The organism is Escherichia whittamii, assembly GCF_014836715.1.
GTDB lineage: Bacteria > Pseudomonadota > Gammaproteobacteria > Enterobacterales > Enterobacteriaceae > Escherichia > Escherichia whittamii.
Map to the genome: position 1 here is coordinate 92697 of NZ_JACSQI010000013.1, position 23877 is coordinate 116573.

Here is a 23877-nt window from a genome sequence, read left to right on the forward strand (position 1 = left end):
TTTATTTTCCTTGATTAATTAAGACAGGAATAACCTGAGTAAAATCTTCCAGTGCCTGGTGTAAATCCCATTGCTGTTCTTTATTACCGCTGGAGCACAAAATCACTTTCAGCGATTTTAATAACCGTAATGCCGCCGCTGGCTGTTGCTGATGTTGTAATGCCGTCACCAGTTGCATAATGCAGGGGTTATTGAGATTGATATACAGACTTGACGTTTTGGTCTTTTGGATTTGCGAGGTGAATTGCCGCGCCAGCATTAACGCTGCGGTGCTAATACGTTTATCCGCGTCATCCTGTTCGAGAATTTGTTTTAATTCTGCTTCGCGATCTGGTGTTACCACTAATGGTAAAACGGCGGGTTCGAAGCGGGAGATGATTAATTGCTCACCGTCGCAAAGATGCTCTTCCAGATAAGCAATCTGCTCTTCGGGTAATTCCGCAAGGCTGAACAACTGTTCATTACCCGTTTGTGTACCGACTTCAATAATCCGGCAGTGATATAACAGCGCCCAGCGGCGTAAAAATGGCACCACGGCATAGCGATCGCCACGCGCAACGGGTCGTTGCAGAATGTGGAACAACATCTCTTCAAAACCGCCATCGCGGCTTAACAGAATATGAATGCTGTTATTAATGCGTAAATCTTTTGCCAGCAGCGCACCTTTTGAGGTAGGCACCTGCAAACGGTCTTTGAGCAAATCAAACAGACGGTCATCACACAACGCTGCGCCAAGCAACGCTTCGTTATGGCGCATTAATACACGCCGCCAGATTTCTGGCTGATTTTGTGCGAGATCGGACAAACCAGAAATCAGCGCCTCTTTTAACGCCTCCTGCACCGCAACCCAGGTTTCGTCGCGCTGGAGATCTTCCCGGCTCGCCGTCGGCGTCAGTTTCGATGACTCAATCACGCCGCCAATAAATCCGGCCCAGGGCGGTAACAGCTCACGCGCTTCGTCATCCAGTAACATGCCGCGCAAAAACAGCGACAGGTTGCGGTTATCGCTGGTGCCGTAGGTTGCGCCATCCTGAATCCATAAAATCCCCACTGCATCGCTCATCCCTGCTGGCACCACCGGAATAGTACAAATCGGTTCGAAGGAGGATTCAAACTGGGCGGCAAAGGCGAGATTTTTACGCTGCACCAGCGCGCGGTGCATGGTCACGCCTTCGGGGGCAACTTCACGCCATGGTGGTTGAAGTTTATTTACCGACTCGCTGGCATCGCCGACAAAGACCGGTTCGTGCAGCAATATGCAGTAGCGGGAAAGAACGCGGTTCAGCAAATTGTTACTCGCCAGATGGCTGTACTCTTCTTTAAGCGTCAGGATCACCTGCGTACCCGTTTCCGAGGACTGATGTGGCGTAACGGTATATTTTTGCCCGTCAGTAGAGTGGTATTTCCAGCTCTGACCCGGTGTTTGCCAGGATGTGGTCAACACCGTGACCTCTTTTGCCAGCACAAACGCTGACAAAAACCCGAGGCCGAACATACCAATAAGCCCTGTGTCATCATCTTGCTGGCGCAACATTCGGGTATAACCCACGCCCACTGTAGCCAGGAAGCCGTGAATTTCGCTTTCTGTCAGACCCGCACCGGTATCGGTAATGGTGATGGTGGACTTCGCCACATCTGCCACCACACGAATCGTGTTATCTGTCGGCGCATCGGGCTGCTCAATCCTGCGACGCACGATCGCATCATGGCCGTTCTGCACCAGCTCGCGCACGGCAACCACGGGAGTGGAGTAAAGATGCTTACTGAGCACCTCAATTAAGCCGTTTAAATTAACTTCTGTAGAATATGAACTGCCAGGTAACTGTAATGTACTCATTTTTCAATACTCATAATCCATCACCTACTTATTGAAAATACATTGCTGTTTTTTACAACCGGTGCAAGGTTTGTTATTTTCATTCACGCATCGGAAACATTTATTTATTGACGCGATGATTAAAACAAAATGTCTTATATAAATAATGATTAATCCTTAAAGGATTAATGCGACTGGAGTATATCGATATAAACCGGAGTTAACGAGATAATTTCTTGTAGTGCAATTATTATTTAACTGCTGAATAATATATTGAGGATTATTTAATAGAAAAATAAAACCGCAATCCAGACTGCGAATTGCGGTTTTTCTTTAATTATGAATCAACCGCTGCGGATGAGTATAAACCGTGGCCCGACCCGGCTTACAAAAGCCCACCAGCGTCAAATTACAACGCTCGGCGACTTCTACAGCAAGCGTGGTCGCGGCAGACACCGCAAACAAAATCTCTACGCCGCACATCGCCGACTTTTGCACCATTTCATAACTGGCACGGCTGGAAACCAGCACCGCACCTTGCTGCCAGCTTTCGCCCTCTTGCGCCCGGCGACCCAGCAGTTTATCCAGCGCCACATGGCGACCCACGTCTTCATGTCCACCCGCCAGTTCGCCAGATGGCAACATCCAGGCGGCGGCGTGGGTACAACCGGTCAGTTGCCCCACTGGCTGGAAATCGTTGAGATGGCGCAAAGCGTCATCCAGTTTGTTGAGATCAAACGTCTGGGTGAACGGCAGCGGCTGCACCGGTTTACCGATGTCATTAAGTTGCTCCACGCCGCACACGCCACAGCCCGTGCGCCCCGCCAGCGCACGGCGGCGCTCTTTAAGCCCCATAAAACGGCGACTGGACAGCTCAATTTGCACCTCCAGACCGTTACAGGAAGGAACAACATCCATGCCGAAAATATCGCGTGGGCTTTCGATAATTCCTTCGGAAAGCGAAAAACCGAGCGCAAAAAGTTCAAGGTCTTTGGGCGATGCCATCATCACCACATGCGAAATACCGTTGTACACCAGCGCAACGGGAACTTCTTCCGCCACCTCGTCCAACCGAGGGTGTTGTAAATCGTCACGACGCCATAACTCAATTTGGCTAACGCCTGTGACATTTGTCACATTTTTGATTTCTTTTTGCTGTGTTTTTTTCACTTTCTTTTAACCAGATAAGAACACGCACACCAACATTATGGTATTCTGTTACAAACCCTTCCTGGATGGAGGGAAATTGAGCCAATTCTGGACCTTTGCGGCCCCTTCCGCAAAGAAAAATAACTCCCACTCCCTGCACACTCAGCAAGCGAATGTAAATGGGACGTGACAATGTCGAAACAAGGAGCAATCCATGCAGGTCAGCAGAAGGCAGTTCTTTAAGATCTGCGCTGGCGGTATGGCAGGCACCACGGCAGCGGCACTGGGCTTTGCGCCCGGCGTAGCGCTAGCGGAAACACGGCAATATAAACTGCTGCGCACCCGCGAAACCCGTAATACCTGCACCTATTGTTCCGTAGGCTGTGGGCTGTTGATGTACAGCCTCGGTGACGGAGCAAAAAACGCCAAAGCATCTATCTTCCATATCGAAGGTGACCCGGATCACCCGGTAAACCGCGGTGCGCTTTGTCCGAAAGGCGCTGGCCTGGTGGATTTCATCCACTCCGAAAGCCGTCTGAAGTTCCCGGAATACCGTGCGCCTGGTTCTGATAAATGGCAGCAAATCAGTTGGGAAGAGGCGTTTGATCGCATCGCCAAACTGATGAAAGAAGACCGCGATGCTAACTACATTGCGCAAAACGCCGAAGGCGTGACTGTTAACCGCTGGCTCTCCACCGGGATGCTATGTGCTTCCGCGTCGAGTAACGAAACCGGCTATTTAACGCAAAAATTCTCCCGCGCGCTGGGTATGCTCGCGGTCGACAACCAGGCGCGTGTCTGACACGGACCAACGGTAGCAAGTCTTGCTCCAACATTTGGTCGCGGTGCGATGACCAACCACTGGGTCGACATCAAGAACGCCAACCTCGTCGTGGTGATGGGCGGTAACGCCGCTGAAGCTCACCCGGTCGGGTTCCGCTGGGCGATGGAAGCCAAAATTCACAACGGCGCAAAGCTGATCGTTGTCGATCCTCGCTTTACGCGTACGGCGGCGGTGGCTGACTACTATGCCCCCATTCGTTCCGGTACTGACATTGCTTTCCTGTCAGGCGTATTGCTGTACCTGCTGAACAATGAAAAATTCAACCGCGAATACACCGAAGCCTATACCAACGCCAGCCTGATCGTGCGTGAGGATTACGGCTTTGAAGATGGCCTGTTCACTGGCTACGACGCGGAAAAACGCAAGTACGATAAATCCAGCTGGACTTACGAGCTGGACGAAAACGGCTTCGCCAAACGCGATACCACGCTGCAACATCCGCGCTGTGTATGGAATTTGCTGAAACAGCACGTTTCCCGCTACACGCCAGATGTGGTTGAAAACATTTGTGGTACGCCAAAAGACGCGTTCCTGAAAGTCTGCGAATACATCGCAGAAACCAGTGCTCACGATAAAACTGCCTCGTTCCTGTATGCCCTCGGCTGGACGCAACACTCCGTTGGCGCGCAGAACATTCGTACGATGGCGATGATCCAGTTGCTCCTCGGCAATATGGGCATGGCTGGCGGCGGCGTTAACGCCCTGCGCGGTCACTCCAACATTCAGGGGCTGACGGACCTGGGGCTGCTGTCACAGAGCCTGCCAGGTTACATGACGCTGCCAAGCGAGAAGCAGACCGATCTGCAAACCTACCTCGCCGCCAGCACGCCGAAACCGCTGCTGGAAGGCCAGGTCAACTACTGGAGCAACTACCCGAAATTCTTCGTCTCGATGATGAAGGCATTCTTTGGTGATAAAGCGACGGCGGAAAATAGCTGGGGCTTTGACTGGTTGCCGAAGTGGGATAAAGGTTACGACGTACTGCAATACTTCGAGATGATGAAAGAGGGCAAGGTCAATGGCTATATCTGCCAGGGCTTTAACCCGGTTGCCTCATTCCCGAACAAAAACAAAGTGATCGGTTGTCTGTCGAAACTGAAATTCCTCGTGACCATCGACCCGCTGAACACTGAAACCTCCAACTTCTGGCAGAACCACGGTGAGTTGAACGAAGTTGACTCGTCGAAGATCCAGACCGAAGTGTTCCGTCTGCCATCGACCTGTTTCGCGGAAGAGAACGGTTCTATCGTTAACTCCGGTCGCTGGTTGCAGTGGCACTGGAAAGGTGCGGACGCCCCGGGGATTGCGCTGACCGACGGCGAGATCCTCTCCGGTATCTTCCTGCGCTTGCGCAAGATGTATGCCGAACAGGGTGGTGCTAACCCGGACCAAGTGCTGAACATGACCTGGAACTACGCCATTCCGCACGAGCCATCTTCTGAAGAAGTAGCGATGGAGAGCAACGGTAAGGCGCTGGCCGATATTACCGATCCGGCAACCGGTGCGGTTATCGTTAAGAAAGGCCAACAACTTAGCTCGTTCGCCCAGCTGCGCGATGACGGTACAACCTCCTGTGGCTGCTGGATTTTCGCCGGTAGCTGGACGCCGGAAGGCAACCAGATGGCGCGTCGTGATAACGCCGATCCGTCTGGCCTCGGTAACACGCTGGGCTGGGCATGGGCATGGCCGCTTAACCGCCGCATTCTGTATAACCGCGCCTCCGCAGACCCGCAGGGTAACCCGTGGGATCCGAAGCGTCAGTTGTTGAAATGGGATGGCACCAAGTGGACTGGCTGGGATATTCCGGACTACAGCGCAGCGCCTCCGGGCAGTGGCGTCGGGCCGTTTATCATGCAGCAGGAAGGCATGGGGCGTCTGTTTGCCCTCGATAAGATGGCGGAAGGTCCGTTCCCGGAACACTACGAGCCGTTTGAAACGCCGCTGGGAACTAACCCGCTGCATCCAAACGTTATCTCGAATCCGGCTGCACGTATCTTTAAAGACGACGCCGAAGCATTGGGTAAAGCCGATAAATTCCCGTATGTCGGAACCACCTATCGTCTGACCGAGCACTTCCACTACTGGACCAAACACGCGCTATTGAACGCGATTTTGCAGCCAGAGCAGTTTGTGGAAATCGGTGAGTCGCTGGCGAATAAACTGGGCATTGCCCAGGGCGATACCGTGAAAGTCTCCTCCAACCGTGGCTATATCAAAGCCAAAGCGGTGGTGACCAAACGTATTCGCACGCTGAAAGCGAACGGCAAAGATATCGATACCATCGGTATTCCGATTCACTGGGGCTATGAAGGCGTTGCGAAAAAAGGCTTTATTGCCAATACGTTAACGCCATTCGTTGGTGATGCGAACACGCAGACGCCAGAGTTTAAATCCTTCCTCGTGAATGTGGAAAAGGTGGATACCCAATAGATTTCAGATTGCAGGGAGCTGGCGACGCCATGAAGACCGGGAGCATAGAAACACTATGTGACCGGGATGAATAAGGAAGCCAGCGAACCTGCAAGCTGAAAGATGAAGGGTAAACGGAGACGAAATATGGCTTACCAATCTCAAGATATCATTCGTCGTTCCGCGACTAACGGTCTGACCCCCGCGCCTCAGGCGCGGGACTTCCAGGAAGAAGTGGCGAAACTTATCGACGTCACCACCTGTATCGGCTGTAAAGCCTGTCAGGTGGCGTGTTCAGAGTGGAACGACATTCGCGATACCGTTGGCAATAACATTGGGGTGTACGACAACCCCAATGATTTAAGCGCCAAATCGTGGACGGTGATGCGCTTCTCGGAAGTGGAGCAGAACGACAAACTGGAATGGCTGATCCGCAAAGACGGCTGTATGCACTGTTCCGATCCAGGCTGCCTGAAAGCGTGTCCGGCGGAAGGGGCAATCATTCAGTATGCCAACGGCATCGTCGACTTCCAGTCCGAGCAGTGCATTGGCTGCGGTTACTGCATTGCGGGCTGTCCGTTCGATATCCCGCGCCTCAACCCGGAAGACAACCGCGTCTACAAATGTACGCTGTGCGTTGACCGCGTGGTGGTTGGGCAAGAACCGGCCTGCGTGAAGACCTGCCCGACGGGGGCGATTCACTTCGGTACGAAAGAGTCAATGAAAACGCTGGCGAGCGAGCGCGTGGCTGAATTGAAAACCCGTGGTTACGACAATGCGGGCCTGTACGATCCGGCAGGCGTTGGTGGTACACACGTGATGTACGTGCTGCACCATGCTGACAAGCCGAATCTGTATCATGGCTTGCCGGAGAACCCGGAAATCAGCGAAACCGTGAAGTTCTGGAAAGGCATCTGGAAACCGCTCGCGGCTGTTGGTTTTGCAGCTACCTTTGCGGCCAGTATCTTCCACTACGTGGGTGTCGGTCCGAACCGTGCGGATGAGGAAGAGAACAATCTGCACGAAGAGAAAGACGAGGAGCGCAAATGAAACGACGTGACACCATCGTGCGCTACACCGCGCCGGAACGTATCAACCACTGGGTAACCGCCTTCTGCTTCATCCTGGCGGCGGTGAGCGGGCTGGGCTTTTTGTTCCCGTCCTTCAACTGGTTGATGCAAATCATGGGCACACCGCAACTGGCGCGAATTCTGCACCCGTTTGTCGGCGTGGTTATGTTTGCCTCGTTCATCATCATGTTTTTCCGTTACTGGCATCACAACCTAATCAATCGGGATGATATCTTTTGGGCGAAGAATATTCGTAAGATCGTCGTCAACGAGGAAGTAGGTGACACCGGGCGTTATAACTTCGGTCAGAAATGCGTTTTCTGGGCGGCGATTATTTTCCTGGTCCTGCTGCTGGTGAGCGGTGTGATTATCTGGCGTCCTTATTTTGCGCCTGCTTTCTCAATCCCGGTGATCCGATTCGCGTTAATGCTGCATTCATTTGCCGCAGTGGCGTTAATTGTGGTTATCATGGTGCATATCTACGCCGCCCTTTGGGTGAAAGGCACGATTACCGCCATGGTGGAAGGATGGGTTACCAGCGCATGGGCGAAGAAACATCACCCTCGCTGGTACCGTGAGGTCCGCAAGACAACGGAAAAGAAAGCTGAATGAGTATTCGCATAATCCCGCAAGATGAGCTGGGTTCGAGCGAGAAACGTACGGCGGATATGATTCCGCCGTTATTGTTCCCTCGGCTCAAAAATTTATACAACCGCCGCGCCGAGCGTCTGCGCGAACTGGCAGAAAATAATCCGCTGGGTGATTATCTGCGCTTTGCTGCGCTTATCGCTCATGCCCAGGAAGTGGTGCTGTACGACCATCCGCTGGAGATGGATCTGACTGCGCGCATTAAAGAAGCCAGCGCACAAGGCAAGCCACCGCTGGATATTCACGTCCTGCCGCGTGATAAGCACTGGCAAAAGCTACTGATGGCGCTGATTGCTGAACTGAAACCAGAAATGAGCGGCCCGGCGCTGGCAGTGATTGAGAATCTGGAGAAGGCATCAACTCAGGAGCTGGAAGATATGGCCAGCGCGCTGTTTGCCTCTGATTTCTCGTCCGTTAGCAGTGATAAAGCGCCGTTTATCTGGGCGGCACTGTCGCTCTACTGGGCGCAGATGGCCAACCTGATCCCCGGCAAAGCCCGCGCAGAATACGGCGAACAACGTCAATATTGCCCGGTTTGTGGTTCCATGCCGGTTTCCAGCATGGTGCAAATTGGCACCACTCAGGGGCTACGTTATCTGCACTGCAACCTGTGTGAAACCGAATGGCACGTAGTGCGCGTAAAATGCAGCAACTGCGAACAGAGCGGCAAACTGCACTACTGGTCGCTGGATGACGAACAGGCTGCAATTAAAGCCGAAAGCTGTGATGACTGCGGCACTTACCTGAAGATTCTTTATCAGGAAAAAGAGCCAAAAGTTGAAGCCGTGGCAGATGACCTCGCCTCTCTGGTGCTGGACGCGCGAATGGAACAAGAAGGCTATGCCCGTAGTTCCATCAACCCGTTCCTGTTTCCGGGGGAAGGAGAGTAATCTCTGAAGTTTTCCGGGTGGCGCAGGTCGCCCGGATTACAGTTCATAAGGTGTGACGACACCTGCTATTCCCGCAAAATCTCTCGTATTGCGCGAGGCGTTTTCCAGATACGATGTAACAGTTGCGGTTATTATAAGTTCAAGTAAAACAGCCTTGTATTAATACCAGAATAAGGGCATCTGGCTTTTTTATATTCAAGAATGAAAATTTTTTGTCATTCCTTATGCTCCTTACACTGATCGTCAACACTAACTACCTCCCCCCTTTGCCTGTCACCCTTTGCTTTACGCACCGGAAATTGCTGCCGCTCCAGATATTGCTCTACCGCTTCGCGTAAAATTGCAGATCGCGAAACCTTACGCCAGCCCCTGAGCTTGTTCAGCCGTTTAATTGCCTCTTCTGATAAATGAAGAAAAACCGTATTCATCGCCATTACCACCACCTTACATATATTACTCATTAATGTATGTGCGAAAATTACGCCGGAAAGTTAATTAACGAAAGCGGATTTTTTCATATTGTTTTGTTTTTGCGAGACGCTTTCCGGATTTTTCACGCCCGTGAATTTCCCTGTTTCCATCCAGCAAAAACGGGCGTATAAATCTGTACATTCATACAGTAAAATGAGTTCTATAATGGCACTTGAAAAAGGAATTGCAGAGTTTATCACCACGGGTCACCCACGTGATTTTATCAGCGAGGCAGCGCGTACGGCGCTACGGGATGTGGCCTGGAGAGCAGGCAGATAGCTCCGGATCCAGAGAAAATTTGTTTTCAACTTGAAAATATCACAGGTCTGCTTTACAGTGTTTTCAGGTTGAAAACTCGTAATGGAATTACACCATGCATGTTATCAGCCACAAGCCTTTTAACGAGGCGATAAAACGCTTTCCACTTTACGAGGATGCACTTATTGATTTATTAAATCTCCTTGAGAAAAGAGCGTTTAGCGATCCGGGTGAGATGAAAAGATATATTTCCTCTCTGGATAACTTTAAATACAGAGATAAATGGTGGGTTATTAATATTGCAGGCAATCATTTACGGCTTATAGCCTATATCGATTTCAGGCTCCAAAAATGTTTTGTCAAACATATTGTTACCCACAATGAATATGACCGACTCACAACCTGGTACCGGAGCCATAAAAATGAGAACCCATCACACTCCAGCAGAAGACTCGGCCAATTTTGAAATGCTGGTTAAGACCTTCACCCACGCAGTAAAAGACATCCCTTTATGTGGCCCTAAAGCGGATCAAGAGGAATACCATAAGGCGCTGAAACTGATCGAATTTTTAGTCGATCGTGACGATCTGGAAAACCCTTTGTTTGAATTACTCAGCGCGCGTATCCGCGAATATGAAAATAACGCTCCGGAATTTCAGCATTTCAATCAACGATTAGCATCGACCCCGTGCGGCGTAAGTCTGTTACGGATCCTCATGGATCAACATGGACTTAAAGCGGCTGATTTGGCACAAGAACTTGGCTCTAAATCCAATGTGAGTAATATTCTTAATGGTCGCCGGGCGCTCACCGTTCGCCATATCAAGGCGTTAAGCGAGCGTTTTAACCTCCCGGCTGAAGCGTTTATTGATAAGTAAAAACGCCCTACTCTTCTTCGTTCCCACCCTCTTCATACGGGCCAAATGGCTTTGCGGGCAGAACGATATACGTGCCTTCAAACACCGCACCTGGCGTATCGTCGCCAAAGATTTCGACCTGCATCTGTACCCGCGCTTTACGTCCGCGCGCCAGACGGTCGAGATCACCGCTTAACGCGCCAAGGTCGGCTACCGCATGTGGTTTACCGCTAATTGGCTTGCTGTAACGGATATGCGCATCAGCGAGAATAATAGTGCCGCCGAGGTGCCTTTCGCGCAGCATCAGCCAGATAAGCCCCCAACCGGTGAGCGTTGCCAGCGAGAATAAACTCCCGGCAAACAGCGTATGGTGCGGATTCTGATTGCCGGTTTCCGGCATGGTAGTGATAAATTTTTGCCCGGTATATTGCTGAATGCGCACGCCCATTTTTTCGCTTAACGGGATATGTTCGTACCACGCCTGCTGGAGCTGTGCGCACCAGTCGCCGCGATGCAAAATATCATCCAGAGTGGCGACGGGTTTAATCATCAAAAAATGGCGAATCGGCGTAGTAGTCGGTGTGGTGATTTCTCCCTGATTAACAAACCCCAGCTTGGCGAAAAACTCCACCGCGTCTTCACGGGCGCTACAGGTCACGCGTTTAACGCCTTCCTGGCGCGCTACCGACTCCAGGGTCATCGCCATCAGCGTCCCCAGACCTTTGTCCTGCACGTCGGGATGAACGGCCATAAAGCGAATGGAGGCTTCATTATCGGCATTGATATACAGACGCCCCACCGCCACCAGATTACCCTGTTCATCGACGACCATCTGGTGATGCGCCATCGCATCCCATGCGTCGCGTTCAGAACCTTTCGGTTGATGCAGGGGCTTACGCAACATCTCCCAGCGGAACTGATAGTAGCGCTCTAATTCTTCTTCTGTTTGTGGAACCCGAAGGTGATACATAGCGATACTCTCTCTTGTTTCCCGTGACAATCCTGGAAGCTGGCTCATACCTGCAACCAGAATGTCACGGGACCATCATTGACCAGCGATACCTGCATATCGGCAGCGAAGCGTCCTGTTTGCGTGTTCATCTCCTGCTGACGGCAGCGTTCGACGAAATAGTCATATAACGCCTCTGCGCGATCCGGCGATGCGCCTTTGGAGAAGCTTGGCCGCATCCCTCGTTCGGTATCTGCGGCAAGGGTGAACTGGGAAACCACCAGCACACTGCCGCCCGCCTGTTGCACGTTGAGATTCATCTTGCCTTCGGCATCACTGAAGATGCGATAGCCGAGCACTCGCTCGCACAGACGGTTTGCTTTCTGTTCGTCGTCATCCTTTTCGACACCCAATAACACCAAAAGTCCCGCGCCAATTTCGCCCGTCACTTCTCCCTCCACGGTGACGCTGGCACGGGTTACGCGTTGAATTAATGCAATCATGGTTCGTCGTCTTCTTCTTGTTCAGCTGCTTGTTTTAGTTTGCGGTATTCCCCGAGAGTGACAGTAATTTCCGCGCCAAGCAAGACGATACACCACGTCCAGTAGACCCAGACGAAGAGAATGGGGATCACTGCCAGGACGCCATAAATGAGCTGATATGACGGGAACATGGTGATATAAAGCGCGAAACCTTTCTTTCCTGCTTCGAACAGGAGTGCGGCGACAAACGCGCCGACAATCGCGTCGCGATTCGGTACACGGATGGTGGGAACAACACTGTAAAGCAACCAGAAGGAGATCCACGACAACAGCAGCGGAAAAATGCGCAGCACATTGTCGATGACAGTATTGAGATCGCTCGCCCAGCGCAGGGAGAGCAGATAGGAGCTGATCGCCAGACTGGCCCCCGCCAGCAGTGGCCCCAGCGTCAGGATCATCCAGTACACAGCAAATGAGTAAATTTTGGGGCGCGCCCGCTTACTGCGCCAGATGGCATTTAGTGCGCTATCGATGGAATACATCAACAGTAACGCTGTGACGATCAGACCACATGCCCCGACGGCGGTCATCTTGTTGGAATTAGCAACAAACTGTTCAATATATTGCTGAATAACGTCGCCTGTGGCAGGCAGAAAGTTGGCAAAAATAAAGTGACGCAGCTGGATACTAACGTCTGAGAACATGGGAAAAGCGGCAAAAAGCGCAAAAACAACGGCAACCAGCGGCACTAATGAGAGTAACGACACATAGGCAAGGTTACCTGCCAGGGTTGTCATGTTGTCCTCATTAATGCGTTGCCAGAGTAGTTTCAGCCAGGCCCATAGCGGACGGGTACGATGCCTGGCTTTTTCCTGAATCGTTTTTAGCATAACACCTTCGCGAAATAGTCCGGGATGGTGGTTTTATCTTTCACCAGAATACTGGTAATGCCTAGCTGATTTGCTCCTTCTATATTATCGGCGTTATCGTCGAAAAAGACCGTATCGCTGGGTGAAAAACCTTCTGCCTGCAAAACATGCTGGTAAATTCGCGCTTCAGGTTTGCGCATGCCCAGATCTTGCGACAGATAGATATGGTCGGCGGCGGTGCGGATTTCCGGGTATTCCTCCGGCCAGAAGGTGGTATGCAGGCGGTTGGTATTGGAAAGCACCACCACACGATGCCCCTGCTCACGCAGTTTCTGCATGATGGCGATCACTTCCGGGCGCAGCGCGACAAACACCGCCTGCCAGCCGTGGGAGAACTGTTCGTAACTTAGCGGTAGGGCCATCTCATGGCACAGCGCTTCAGCGAATTCTTCATCGCTGATCTCCCCGCGCTCATGCTGATGAAACGCCTCGCCCATATGGAAACTCTTCTTCAGAGATGCCAGCGGAACGCGCGTTAAATCGCTCCAGGTTCCCAGCACACGGTTAAAGTCGATATCGACAATCACATTACCTAAATCAAAGATATAGAGCATTTTTGCCTCCTTTCTCGCCACAGGAAATTAACTGTAGCGGGAAAGGAGGGGTTTGGCTACGCGCCCACATGTGAAGGTATGCAAGCTGTCACAAAAATCTACGCGTCGTCCTGGGGAAGGATGATTTCGATTTGGCTATCCTGTAAGCGCGATTTCAAGGCGGCGGGTGGTTCCTCATCGGTAAAAAGCGCGGTGACCTGCGCTACATTGCCAATCTCTACCGCTGCGGACGCGTGATATTTGGTGTGATCGGCAACCAGCAGAATATTTCTCGCATGCGCCATCATAGTTTTCACAACATTGGCTTCATTGACATCAAATTCCATCAACGCGCCATCACTCTCAATCGCACCAACGCTTGTAACCAGATAATCAGCGCGGAAATCAGCAACAAACGACGCCGCAGAAGGGCCGATGATACCGCTGTTATGCGAACGCAACGTGCCGCCTGGTACCATCACTTCAAAGCGCGGGTTGTGATAAAGAATGTGCGCCACACGCAGACTATTGGTAATGATCCGCAGGTGGTTATGATTGAGCAACGCACGGGCAACATGCTCAACCGTGGTGCCGATAGTAATAAAAATCGTCGATCCGTCAGGAATATAGTCAGCCACCGCTTCCGCGATGGCTTTTTTTTCCTCTGTTTGCGAAACCTCACGCTGCTCGAAAGCAGTGTTGACGACGCTGGAAGCTCGTCCTGCGCCACCGTGATGGCGCGTAATCAGTCCTTGCTCGCTTAATTTACGAATATCCCGGCGAACCGTCTGCGTGGAGACATCCAGCAGATTTGCCAGTTCATCAATATTCATATACCCACGCTCGGCGATCAGCATGAGGAGTTGGTCGTGCCGCGGGTTACCGGTTAGTTCGGTAAGGCTCATGAAAATTCCTCGAAAAACCATCACCCTGGCATTTTATACAAAAAGTGACAAAAAAGATCGGGTTTGATCACAGTCAGGGATCCCAGCTCGTCCACCGGGACGCGTGCATTTTAACGCCGCTACACCGCTGGCGAAGCGGACTGACTCCGATAAACCTCCACCTGTTGCCAGCGCCACCGCCAATGCGCCGTGAAAAACATCGCCCGCACCTGTGGTATCTACCACATCAACTTTGAAGGCCGGTTGATGTTGACGCCCGCCATTTTCCAGCCAGTCACAGCCTGCACTGCCCTGGGTAACATAGACATGACCATTTGTGAGCGTTTGTGCCTGTTTTAGCGCGCTGGCCATCTCTTTCACGCCAGTTAAGCGCGCCAGACCCGGTTCTGAAAAGGCCGCGTGATCGCTTAATGCCACCAACTCGCTGATATCCTGCGGCGTAATGTCACCATCCAGCACGGTCATCACGCCCGCCTGCCGCGCCAGGGTAAAGGCTTTTTTAGCGCCGTCGTGCCAGCGTACGTCTGCCAGCACAACATCCCACTGAGAGAAATCAATTTCCTCCAACCACTCTGCGTCAGGCAGCAGGTCCGGGCTGGGATAGTTAATGATTATCCGCTCACCTTTGGCATCCACCATGATGGCGGATTGCGAAGATTTCGCCTGGTGATACCGTTTGATGTAACGGGTATTAACGCCCCAGGATTCCAGCTCTGCCAGCAGGCTGTTGCCGGTGTCGTCATCACCGACGCGCCCAATAAAATCGACCTGCGCTCCCAGCCTTGCCGCCGCAACCGCCGCCGTTGCCGCAGGCCCGCCGCCGACTTCGGTGTAATTTTTCGCCACATATTTACCGCTCTCGCTCGGCAACCCTTCCACGTAATAGATGCGATCCATCACGGTAATACCTACACAAGCAATACGAATCATGGTCATTCCTTAAGCATTTTTGGATACGTCCATTTTAATTTCACCAATTGTTTAAAAAGTGACGGCTGTCAATTTTTTGACCATAAATTACAAATACGATCAAAAACAGACAAACAAAGCGTGTCATAAATGACAAAAAGTGACATCACTGTATTCAGGAGAGAGTTATGGCAGCAATCGCGTTTATCGGTTTAGGGCAAATGGGTTCGCCAATGGCGAGCAATTTATTGCAGCAAGGGCATCAACTTCACGTCTTCGATGTGAACGCCGAAGCCGTGCGGCATCTGGTAGACAAAGGCGCGACTCCCGCCGCCAACCCGGCGCAGGCCACTAAAGATGCCGAATTTATCATTACCATGTTGCCGAATGGCGATCTGGTGCGCAGCGTGTTGTTCGGTGAAAACGGCGTTTGCGAAAGCTTATCTACCGATGCGCTGGTTATCGATATGTCGACCATCCATCCGCTGCAAACCGATAAATTGATTGCCGATATGCAAGCCAGAGGCTTCAGCATGATGGATGTTCCGGTAGGCCGTACTTCCGCAAATGCCATTACCGGTACTCTACTACTGCTGGCTGGCGGCACTGCTGAACAGGTTGAACGCGCTACACCCGTGCTGATGGCAATGGGCAGCGAATTGATCAACGCAGGCGGTCCGGGCATGGGTATCCGCGTTAAGCTCATCAACAACTACATGAGCATCGCGCTCAATGCGCTGTCGGCAGAAGCCGCCGTTTTGTGCGAAGCCCTGAATCTTCCCTTCGATGTTGCCGTCAAGGTAATGAGCGGCACTGCTGCCGGTAAAGGTCACTTCACCACTTCCTGGCCGAACAAAGTCCTCAGCGGGGATCTTTCTCCCGCCTTCATGATCGATCTTGCCCATAAGGATCTTGGTATCGCCCTTGATGTCGCCAACCAGTTGCATGTGCCGATGCCGCTGGGGGCCGCCTCACGGGAGGTTTACAACCAGGCGCGTGCAGCGGGTCGCGGTCGCCAGGACTGGTCCGCCATTCTGGAACAGGTCCGTGTCAGTGCCGGGATGACTGCCAAAGTAAAAATGTAACGACTGGATAAAGGAATAAATGAATGAATAAGTACACCATCAACGACATTACGCGCGCATCGGGCGGTTTCGCCATGCTGGCAGTCGATCAGCGCGAAGCCATGCGCATGATGTTTGCTGCGGCTGGCGCGCCAACTCCGGTAGCCGATAGCGTTTTAACTGATTTCAAAGTTAACGCCGCGAAGGCCCTTTCACCTTATGCCTCGGCGATTCTGGTGGATCAACAGTTCTGCTACCGCCAGGTGGTTGAGCAAAACGCGATTGCCACAAGTTGCGCCATGATTGTCGCCGCCGATGAGTTCATCCCAGGCAACGGTATTCCGGTAGATAGCGTAGTCATTGACCGCAAAATCAACCCGCTACAAATCAAACAAGACGGTGGCAAAGCCTTAAAACTGCTGGTGCTGTGGCGTAGTGATGAAGATGCGCAGCAACGCCTGGATATGGTGAAAGAGTTCAACGAACTGTGCCACTCGCACGGTCTGGTGAGCATCATTGAGCCAGTCGTCCGCCCACCGCGTCGTGGCGATAACTTCGATCGCGAACAAGCGATCATCGATGCCGCCAAAGAGCTGGGCGACAGCGGTGCAGACCTCTACAAAGTTGAAATGCCGCTTTACGGTAAAGGTCCGCAACAGGAGCTTCTCAGTGCTTCACAACGTCTGAATGACCATATCAATATGCCGTGGGTGATCCTCTCTTCCGGCGTCGACGAAAAACTGTTCCCACGTGCCGTGCGCGTGGCAATGACGGCGGGCGCATCAGGTTTCCTGGCCGGTCGGGCCGTCTGGGCGTCGGTCGTCGGTTTACCAGACAACGAGCTGATGTTGCGTGACGTTTGCGCACCGAAATTACAACAACTTGGCGATATCGTCGACGAAATGATGGCTAAACGCCGTTAAGATGAGGATACAGATATGAAATGGTTTAACACCTTAAGTCACAACCGTTGGCTGGAACAGGAAACCGATCGCATCTTTGATTTTGGTAAAAATGCCGTAGTACCGACTGGTTTTGGCTGGCTGGGCAATAAAGGGCAAATCAAAGAAGAGATGGGTACACATCTGTGGATCACCGCCCGTATGCTGCACGTTTATTCCGTTGCTGCGGCGATGGGCCGCCCTGGCGCTTACTCGTTGGTTGATCACGGTATCAAAGCCATGAACGGCGCACTGCGCGATAAAAAATATGGCGGCTGGTATGCCTGCGTGAATGACGAGGGCGTGGTGGATGCCTCCAAACAGGGTTATCAGCACTTCTTCGCCCTGCTGGGCGCCGCCAGCGCCGTCACTACCGGTCACCCGGAAGCCCGTAAGCTGCTTGATTACACCATTGAAATTATTGATAAATATTTCTGGAGTGAAGAAGAGCAGATGTGCCTTGAGTCCTGGGACGAAGCCTTCAGCAAAACCGAAGAGTACCGCGGCGGCAATGCCAACATGCACGCGGTGGAAGCCTTCCTGATTGTTTATGACGTAACGCATGACAAAAAATGGCTGGATCGCGCGATTCGCGTGGCTTCCGTCATTATTCACGACGTCGCCAGAAATAATCATTATCGCGTTAACGAACACTTCGATACCCAGTGGACCCCGCTGCCAGATTACAACAAAGACAACCCGGCGCACCGCTTCCGCGCGTTCGGTGGTACTCCGGGCCACTGGATCGAATGGGGCCGTTTAATGCTGCACATCCACGCCGCCCTGGAAGCCCGTAGCGAGCAGCCGCCGGCCTGGCTGCTGGAAGATGCCAAAGGTCTGTTCAACGCCACCGTGCGCGATGCCTGGGCGCCCGATGGCGCGGACGGCATTGTTTATACCGTTGACTGGGAAGGCAAACCAGTGGTCCGTGAACGTGTACGTTGGCCTATCGTCGAGGCGATGGGTACGGCTTACGCGCTCTATACCGTTACTGGCGATCGCCAGTATGAAACCTGGTATCAAACATGGTGGGACTACTGCATTAAGTATCTGATGGACTACGAAAATGGTTCATGGTGGCAGGAGTTGGACCCGGACAATAAGGTCACCACGAAAGTCTGGGACGGCAAACAGGATATTTATCACCTGCTGCATTGCCTGGTGATCCCGCGTATCCCGTTAGCGCCTGGCCTGGCTCCGGCGGTTGCGGCGGGTCTGCTTGATGTTAATGCCAAATAACTGACTGAAAAACGGCATATCAGAATGCACACCAGATATGTCGTTTTTCAACAAAGGTGCCTCGTATGCAAATCACCAAAATGCATTGCAGTGGACAGACCGTTTCACTTGCCGCGGGGGATTATCACGCGACTATCGTGACGGTTGGCGCAGGTCTGGCTGAATTAACCTTTCAGGGCTGTCATTTAGTCATTCCACATAAACCCGAAGAGATGCCGCTGGCGCATCTGGGTAAGGTGCTTATTCCGTGGCCTAACCGGATTGCTAACGGCAGTTATTGCTATCAAGGGCAGGAATATCAGTTACCCATTAATGAACATAGTTCAAAAGCCTCTATTCATGGGCTGCTCGCGTGGCGTGACTGGCAAATCAGCGAACTAACCGCCACCAGCGTCACTTTGACGGCGTTTCTGCCGCCCAGTTATGGCTATCCGTTTATGCTGGCTTCGCAGGTTGTTTATTCACTTAATGCACAAAGCGGCCTGGCCGTTGAAATCTCTAGCCAGAATATCGGTACAGTAGCAGCGCCTTATGGGGCGGGTATTCATCCCTATTTAACCTGTAATTTAATGTCCGTCGATGATTGTTTATTAGAGCTTCCGGCAATCCAGGTCTATGCCGTCGATGAGCACGCTAATCCAACAACGCTCCACCACGTTGATGAACTGGATTTAAATTTTATACAGACGAAAAAAATCGCGAATACGCGAATCGACCATACTTTCAAAACCGTTAATGACCTTTGGAAAATAATCATTACCCATCAGCAACAGGCGCTTACTGTTAGTCTCTGTTCCGATCAACCCTGGGTACAAATTTATAGCGGTGAAAAATTGCAACGCCAGGGATTAGCGGTAGAACCAATGAGTTGCCCACCGAACGCCTTTAATTCCGGCACCGACTTATTATTACTGGAACCAGGAAAAACGCACCGCCTGTTTTTTAATATTCACGGGCAGCGCAATTAATTTTATTAAGAATAGAACGAGAACATTGTTTAGGGTTGTATTTACACAACAGGAAATATTATGGACTTTTTTACTTTATTTTCGCCGGATGGGGCCATACTGGAAACAAACGTGGTATGTATCGTTATCGCGTTAATGTTTCTTTATACGTTTGTGGGGATATGCGCGGGGTTTGGCGGCGGTTTAACCACCATGCCGCTCGTCACGTTAATGCTCCCCGTAAAAATGGCAACACCGCTCTCAGTGATTGTCGGCACCGCGACCGCCTTGTACGCCACCTGGCTGTCACGCAAAGAAACGGACTGGCGTTCAGCAATGGTGTTGATTATTTTCTCGTTTCTGGGAATACCCGTCGGTTTATATGCGCTATCGTATTTACCCGACCATTTTATGAAAGTGGGATTAGGCGGATTCCTTATCCTCTACTCGTTTTACAGCATGTTTATTCCTCGCTTGCCAATTTATGACCGCAACTGGATCGCCGCACCTATAGGCGCAGTAGCTGGCGCATTAGGCGCGGCGTTCTCAACCAACGGACCGCCGATGGTTATCTACGGTATGCTGCGTAATTTAGGCCCGGCGGCATTTCGCGGCACTCTGAACGCTTTCTTCACCGCAAACAACATCGCGGTGATCGGCGGGCTGGCAACCAGCGGAATTTTGACTGTCTCTATCTTTAAACTGGTGCTGTTTTGTATTCCCACCATGATCCTCGGTTCACTGGTTGGGCAATATGTGCATAAACGCATTTCGGTCAAAGTGTTCCGAGTGATGGTCTTTTTATTGCTGATTGCCTCCGGTTCCATGTTGATAAAAGGCGCGCTGGGAATTCCCGCCGCTGCCGCACTTCTGCCTCCGTTTACCTTGTTAGTTATACTGCAACTGGCATTTGGTAAAAAAGTGGCGGCAATCCGCCGGGCTGAAGAAAGTAAATAATCATTTGTGCAGGTTTTAATTTATACCCGCACCACATTCTTTAATTAATGAAACCTGTAATAACAGGATGGCATGAAATATTAGTTTTATACTCTATGGAGATTATTTATGGATACGCCACGCCCACAGTTACCAGATTTTCAATTTCATCAAAATAACGACAGTTTTACCCTACATTTCCAACAACGTCTTATTTTAACACATAGTAAAGATAATCCTTGTTTATGGATTGGCTCAGGTATCGCGGATATCGATATGTTCCGCGGAAATTTCAGCATTAAAGATAAATTGCTGGAGAAAATTGCGCTTACCGACGCCATCGTCAGCCAGTCACCAGATGGCTGGTTAATCCATTTCAGCCGTGGTTCTGACATTAGCGCCACGATGCGTATCTCCGCCGACGATCAAGGCCATTTATTGCTGGAATTGCAAAACGACGACATTCACCACAACCGCATCTGGCTGCGCCTTGCCGCACAGCCAGAAGATCATATCTACGGCTGTGGGGAGCAGTTCTCATACTTTGATCTGCGTGGAAAACCGTTCCCATTATGGACCAGCGAACAAGGTGTTGGGCGTAACAAACAGAGTTATGTCACCTGGCAGGCCGACTGCAAAGAAAACGCGGGTGGGGATTACTACTGGACTTTCTTCCCGCAGCCTACGTTCGTTAGCACGCAGAAGTATTACTGCCATGTTGATAACAGCTGTTATATGAACTTCGACTTCAGTGCGCCGGATTACCACGAACTGGCACTGTGGGAAGACAAAGCAACACTACGTTTTGAATGTGCTGACACATATATTTCTCTGCTAGAAAAATTAACCGCTCTGCTGGGACGCCAGCCAGAACTGCCCGACTGGATTTATGACGGGGTAACGCTCGGTATTCAGGGCGGGACGGAAGTGTGCCAGAAGAAACTGGACACCATGCGCAACGCGGGCGTGAAGGTCAACGGAATATGGGCGCAGGACTGGTCCGGGATCCGTATGACCTCTTTTGGCAAACGCGTAATGTGGAACTGGAAGTGGAACAGCGAAAACTACCCGCAACTGGACTCACGCATTAAGCAGTGGAACAAAGAGGGCGTGCAGTTCCTGGCGTATATCAACCCGTATGTGGCCAGCGATAAAGATCTCTGCGAAGAGGCGGCAAAGCGCGGCTATCTGGCAAAAGATGCCGCCGGTGGCGATTATCTGGTGGAATTTGGCGAGTTCTACGGCGGCGTGGTCGATCTCACTAATCCTGAAGCCTACGCCTGGTTCAAGGAAGTGATCAAAAAGAACATGATTGAACTCGGCTGCGGCGGCTGGATGGCTGACTTCGGCGAGTATCTGCCCACCGACACTTACCTACATAACGGCATCAGCGCCGAAATTATGCATAACGCCTGGCCCGCACTGTGGGCGAAATGTAACTACGAAGCCCTTGAAGAAACGGGCAAGCTCGGCGAGATCCTCTTCTTTATGCGTGCCGGTTCTACCGGTAGCCAGAAATACTCCACCATGATGTGGGCAGGCGACCAGAACGTGGACTGGAGTCTGGACGATGGCCTGGCGTCCGTTGTCCCGGCGGCGCTGTCACTGGCAATGACCGGACATGGCCTGCATCACAGTGATATCGGCGGTTACACCACCCTGTTTGAGATGAAGCGCAGCAAAGAGCTGTTGCTGCACTGGTGCGATTTCAGTGCCTTCACGCCGATGATGCGCACCCACGAAGGCAACCGTCCTGGCGACAACTGGCAGTTTGATGGCGACGCGGAAACTATCGCCCATTTTGCCCGCATGACCACCGTCTTCACCACCCTGAAACCTTACCTCAAAGAGGCTGTCGCGCAGAACGCGAAGTCCGGCCTGCCTGTTATGCGCCCGCTGTTCCTGCATTACGAAGACGACGCGCACACCTACACCCTGAAATATCAGTACCTGTTAGGTCGCGACATTCTGGTCGCTCCGGTGCACGAGCAAGGACGCAGCGACTGGACGCTCTATCTACCAGAGGATAACTGGGTACATGCCTGGAGCGGAGAAACCTTCCACGGTGGGGAGATAACCGTTGAAGCGTCTATCGGTAAGCCGCCGGTGTTTTATCGCGCCGATAGCGAATGGGCGGCACTCTTCGCTTCGTTAAAAAGCATCTAATCACGTCCGCCCGTGGGGAAACTCACGGGTACAGGGAGAACAACGATGAGTCACATCACAACGGAAGATCCGGCTACTTTACGCCTGCCCTTTAAAGAGAAACTCTCTTACGGTATCGGCGACCTGGCCTCTAACATTCTGCTGGATATCGGCACGCTTTATCTTTTGAAGTTTTATACCGACGTTCTGGGGCTGCCTGGCACCTATGGCGGCATTATCTTTTTGATCTCGAAATTCTTTACCGCCTTTACCGATATGGGTACCGGCATCATGTTGGATTCCAGACGCAAGATCGGTCCAAAAGGGAAGTTCCGTCCTTTTATTCTGTATGCGTCATTCCCGGTCACCTTACTGGCGATCGCCAACTTTATCGGCACGCCGTTCGATGTCACCGGTAAAACGGTGATGGCCACCATCCTGTTTATGCTCTACGGGCTGTTTTTCAGCATGATGAATTGCTCGTATGGCGCGATGGTCCCCGCTATTACCAAAAACCCCAACGAACGCGCGTCGCTGGCGGCATGGCGTCAGGGTGGCGCTACGCTGGGCCTGCTGCTGTGTACGGTGGGATTCGTGCCGGTGATGAATATTATCGAAGGTAACCCGCAACTAAGCTACGTCTTCGCCGCCACGCTGTTTTCACTGTTCGGCCTGCTGTTTATGTGGATCTGCTACTCGGGCGTGAAAGAGCGTTATGTCGAAACCCAGCCTGCCAATCCGGCGCAAAAGCCTGGCCTGTTGCAATCTTTCCGTGCGATTGCCGGTAACCGCCCGCTGTTTATTTTGTGCATTGCCAACCTCTGCACTTTAGGGGCGTTTAACGTCAAGCTCGCCATTCAGGTCTACTACACCCAGTACGTGCTTAACGATCCCATTCTGTTGTCGTATATGGGATTTTTCAGCATGGGCTGTATTTTCATCGGCGTGTTCCTGATGCCTGGCGCAGTCAGACGTTTTGGTAAGAAGAAGGTCTACATTGGCGGCCTGCTGATTTGGGTACTGGGCGATCTGCTCAACTATTTCTTCGGCGGCGGCTCGGTCAGCTTTGTGGCGTTCTCCTGCCTGGCATTCTTCGGCTCGGCCTTCGTTAACAGCCTGAACTGGGCGCTGGTTTCCGACACCGTCGAGTACGGCGAGTGGCGCACCGGCGTGCGTTCGGAGGGGACGGTCTACACCGGATTCACCTTCTTCCGCAAAGTTTCTCAGGCGCTGGCGGGCTTCTTCCCTGGCTGGATGCTGACACAAATTGGCTATGTACCGAACGTCGCACAGGCTGACCACACCATCGAAGGGTTGCGCCAGTTGATCTTCATCTACCCAAGCGCGCTGGCGGTAGTCACCATTTTTGCGATGGGTTGCTTCTACAGTCTTAACGAGAAGATGTACGTCCGCATTGTTGAAGAAATAGAAGCCCGTAAACGCACGGCGTAATAATGATAATAAACGACGCCCTGCGGGGCGTTAT

At 51.8% G+C, this 23877-nt stretch carries 22 protein-coding genes; 13 read left to right on the forward strand and 9 right to left on the reverse strand.

Annotated features, from left to right (window positions below; all coding sequences use genetic code 11):
• Position 1 precedes the first annotated feature (1 nt).
• Both H9644_RS17815 and fdhD read right to left on the reverse strand, forming a co-directional pair.
• Positions 2-1837, reverse strand: coding sequence for an ATP-binding protein (locus tag H9644_RS17815; protein ID WP_191775714.1), 1836 nt, complete (start codon positions 1835-1837; stop codon positions 2-4).
• A gap of 312 nt (positions 1838-2149) precedes the next feature.
• Positions 2150-2986 carry a formate dehydrogenase accessory sulfurtransferase FdhD gene (fdhD, locus tag H9644_RS17820; RefSeq protein ID WP_064527933.1) on the reverse strand — a complete coding sequence of 279 codons (837 nt, stop codon included), beginning with the start codon at positions 2984-2986 and terminating at the stop codon, positions 2150-2152.
• Between the two features lie 193 nt (positions 2987-3179).
• Between fdhD and fdnG the strand changes: the two genes are divergently transcribed.
• The 4 genes from fdnG to fdhE all read left to right on the forward strand — a co-directional run bounded on the left by fdnG (position 3180) and on the right by fdhE (position 8826).
• Entirely contained in the window at positions 3180-6239 is a 3060-nt protein-coding gene (gene fdnG / locus H9644_RS17825) for a formate dehydrogenase-N subunit alpha (protein WP_191775717.1), read from the forward strand.
• A gap of 126 nt (positions 6240-6365) precedes the next feature.
• Complete coding sequence (gene fdoH / locus H9644_RS17830; protein WP_000331377.1) at positions 6366-7268, forward strand: formate dehydrogenase O subunit beta; 903 nt, start codon at positions 6366-6368, stop codon at positions 7266-7268.
• Positions 7265-7900, forward strand: coding sequence for a formate dehydrogenase cytochrome b556 subunit (gene fdoI / locus H9644_RS17835; RefSeq protein WP_000829031.1), 636 nt, complete (start codon positions 7265-7267; stop codon positions 7898-7900). The genes fdoH and fdoI overlap by 4 nt, the downstream gene beginning before the upstream one ends.
• Positions 7897-8826 carry a formate dehydrogenase accessory protein FdhE gene (gene fdhE, locus H9644_RS17840; protein ID WP_000027708.1) on the forward strand — a complete coding sequence of 310 codons (930 nt, stop codon included), beginning with the start codon at positions 7897-7899 and terminating at the stop codon, positions 8824-8826. Before fdoI ends, fdhE begins: the two co-directional genes overlap by 4 nt.
• A gap of 215 nt (positions 8827-9041) precedes the next feature.
• Here fdhE and H9644_RS17845 read toward each other — a convergent pair whose 3' ends face one another.
• On the reverse strand, positions 9042-9260 hold the full coding sequence (locus H9644_RS17845) for a ribbon-helix-helix domain-containing protein (protein WP_191775719.1): 219 nt from the start codon (positions 9258-9260) through the stop codon (positions 9042-9044).
• Between the two features lie 410 nt (positions 9261-9670).
• Between H9644_RS17845 and H9644_RS17850 the strand changes: the two genes are divergently transcribed.
• Positions 9671-10021, forward strand: a complete 351-nt coding sequence (locus H9644_RS17850; protein WP_064527944.1) for a type II toxin-antitoxin system HigB family toxin — start codon at positions 9671-9673, stop codon at positions 10019-10021.
• Positions 9978-10433 (forward strand): helix-turn-helix domain-containing protein, encoded by a 456-nt coding sequence (locus tag H9644_RS17855; protein ID WP_064527946.1) that lies wholly within the window; start codon positions 9978-9980, stop codon positions 10431-10433. Before H9644_RS17850 ends, H9644_RS17855 begins: the two co-directional genes overlap by 44 nt.
• A gap of 7 nt (positions 10434-10440) precedes the next feature.
• Here H9644_RS17855 and fabY read toward each other — a convergent pair whose 3' ends face one another.
• The 6 genes from fabY to yihV all read right to left on the reverse strand — a co-directional run bounded on the left by fabY (position 10441) and on the right by yihV (position 15140).
• Positions 10441-11382: a fatty acid biosynthesis protein FabY gene (gene fabY / locus H9644_RS17860; RefSeq protein WP_001517342.1), complete on the reverse strand. Its 942-nt coding sequence runs from the start codon at positions 11380-11382 to the stop codon at positions 10441-10443.
• A gap of 44 nt (positions 11383-11426) precedes the next feature.
• Complete coding sequence (dtd, locus tag H9644_RS17865) at positions 11427-11864, reverse strand: D-aminoacyl-tRNA deacylase (protein ID WP_000560983.1); 438 nt, start codon at positions 11862-11864, stop codon at positions 11427-11429.
• Entirely contained in the window at positions 11861-12733 is an 873-nt protein-coding gene (locus H9644_RS17870) for a virulence factor BrkB family protein (RefSeq protein WP_064527948.1), read from the reverse strand. The genes dtd and H9644_RS17870 overlap by 4 nt, the downstream gene beginning before the upstream one ends.
• Complete coding sequence (yihX, locus tag H9644_RS17875; protein WP_191775721.1) at positions 12727-13326, reverse strand: glucose-1-phosphatase; 600 nt, start codon at positions 13324-13326, stop codon at positions 12727-12729. The genes H9644_RS17870 and yihX overlap by 7 nt, the downstream gene beginning before the upstream one ends.
• A 98-nt stretch (positions 13327-13424) precedes the next feature.
• A complete protein-coding gene (locus H9644_RS17880; protein ID WP_064527952.1) occupies positions 13425-14210 on the reverse strand; it encodes a DeoR/GlpR family DNA-binding transcription regulator in 786 nt (261 codons plus the stop codon).
• Positions 14211-14243: 33 nt separating this feature from the next.
• Positions 14244-15140: a sulfofructose kinase gene (gene yihV / locus H9644_RS17885; protein ID WP_064527954.1), complete on the reverse strand. Its 897-nt coding sequence runs from the start codon at positions 15138-15140 to the stop codon at positions 14244-14246.
• A 167-nt stretch (positions 15141-15307) separates the two neighbouring features.
• Here yihV and yihU point away from each other — a divergent pair, with 167 nt between their 5' ends.
• From yihU to H9644_RS17920, 7 genes are all read left to right on the forward strand, one after another.
• Complete coding sequence (gene yihU / locus H9644_RS17890; RefSeq protein ID WP_064527956.1) at positions 15308-16204, forward strand: sulfolactaldehyde 3-reductase; 897 nt, start codon at positions 15308-15310, stop codon at positions 16202-16204.
• A gap of 23 nt (positions 16205-16227) precedes the next feature.
• Positions 16228-17106, forward strand: a complete 879-nt coding sequence (gene yihT / locus H9644_RS17895) for a sulfofructosephosphate aldolase (RefSeq protein WP_064527958.1) — start codon at positions 16228-16230, stop codon at positions 17104-17106.
• A 15-nt stretch (positions 17107-17121) separates the two neighbouring features.
• On the forward strand, positions 17122-18363 hold the full coding sequence (yihS, locus tag H9644_RS17900) for a sulfoquinovose isomerase (RefSeq protein ID WP_064527960.1): 1242 nt from the start codon (positions 17122-17124) through the stop codon (positions 18361-18363).
• A 65-nt stretch (positions 18364-18428) separates the two neighbouring features.
• Complete coding sequence (locus tag H9644_RS17905) at positions 18429-19331, forward strand: aldose-1-epimerase (RefSeq protein WP_064527962.1); 903 nt, start codon at positions 18429-18431, stop codon at positions 19329-19331.
• Between the two features lie 60 nt (positions 19332-19391).
• Positions 19392-20267, forward strand: coding sequence for a sulfite exporter TauE/SafE family protein (locus H9644_RS17910; protein WP_064527964.1), 876 nt, complete (start codon positions 19392-19394; stop codon positions 20265-20267).
• 108 nt (positions 20268-20375) lie between these two features.
• A complete protein-coding gene (gene yihQ / locus H9644_RS17915) occupies positions 20376-22412 on the forward strand; it encodes a sulfoquinovosidase (RefSeq protein ID WP_064527966.1) in 2037 nt (678 codons plus the stop codon).
• Between the two features lie 45 nt (positions 22413-22457).
• Entirely contained in the window at positions 22458-23843 is a 1386-nt protein-coding gene (locus tag H9644_RS17920; protein ID WP_064527967.1) for an MFS transporter, read from the forward strand.
• The last annotated feature ends 34 nt before the right edge of the window (positions 23844-23877 follow it).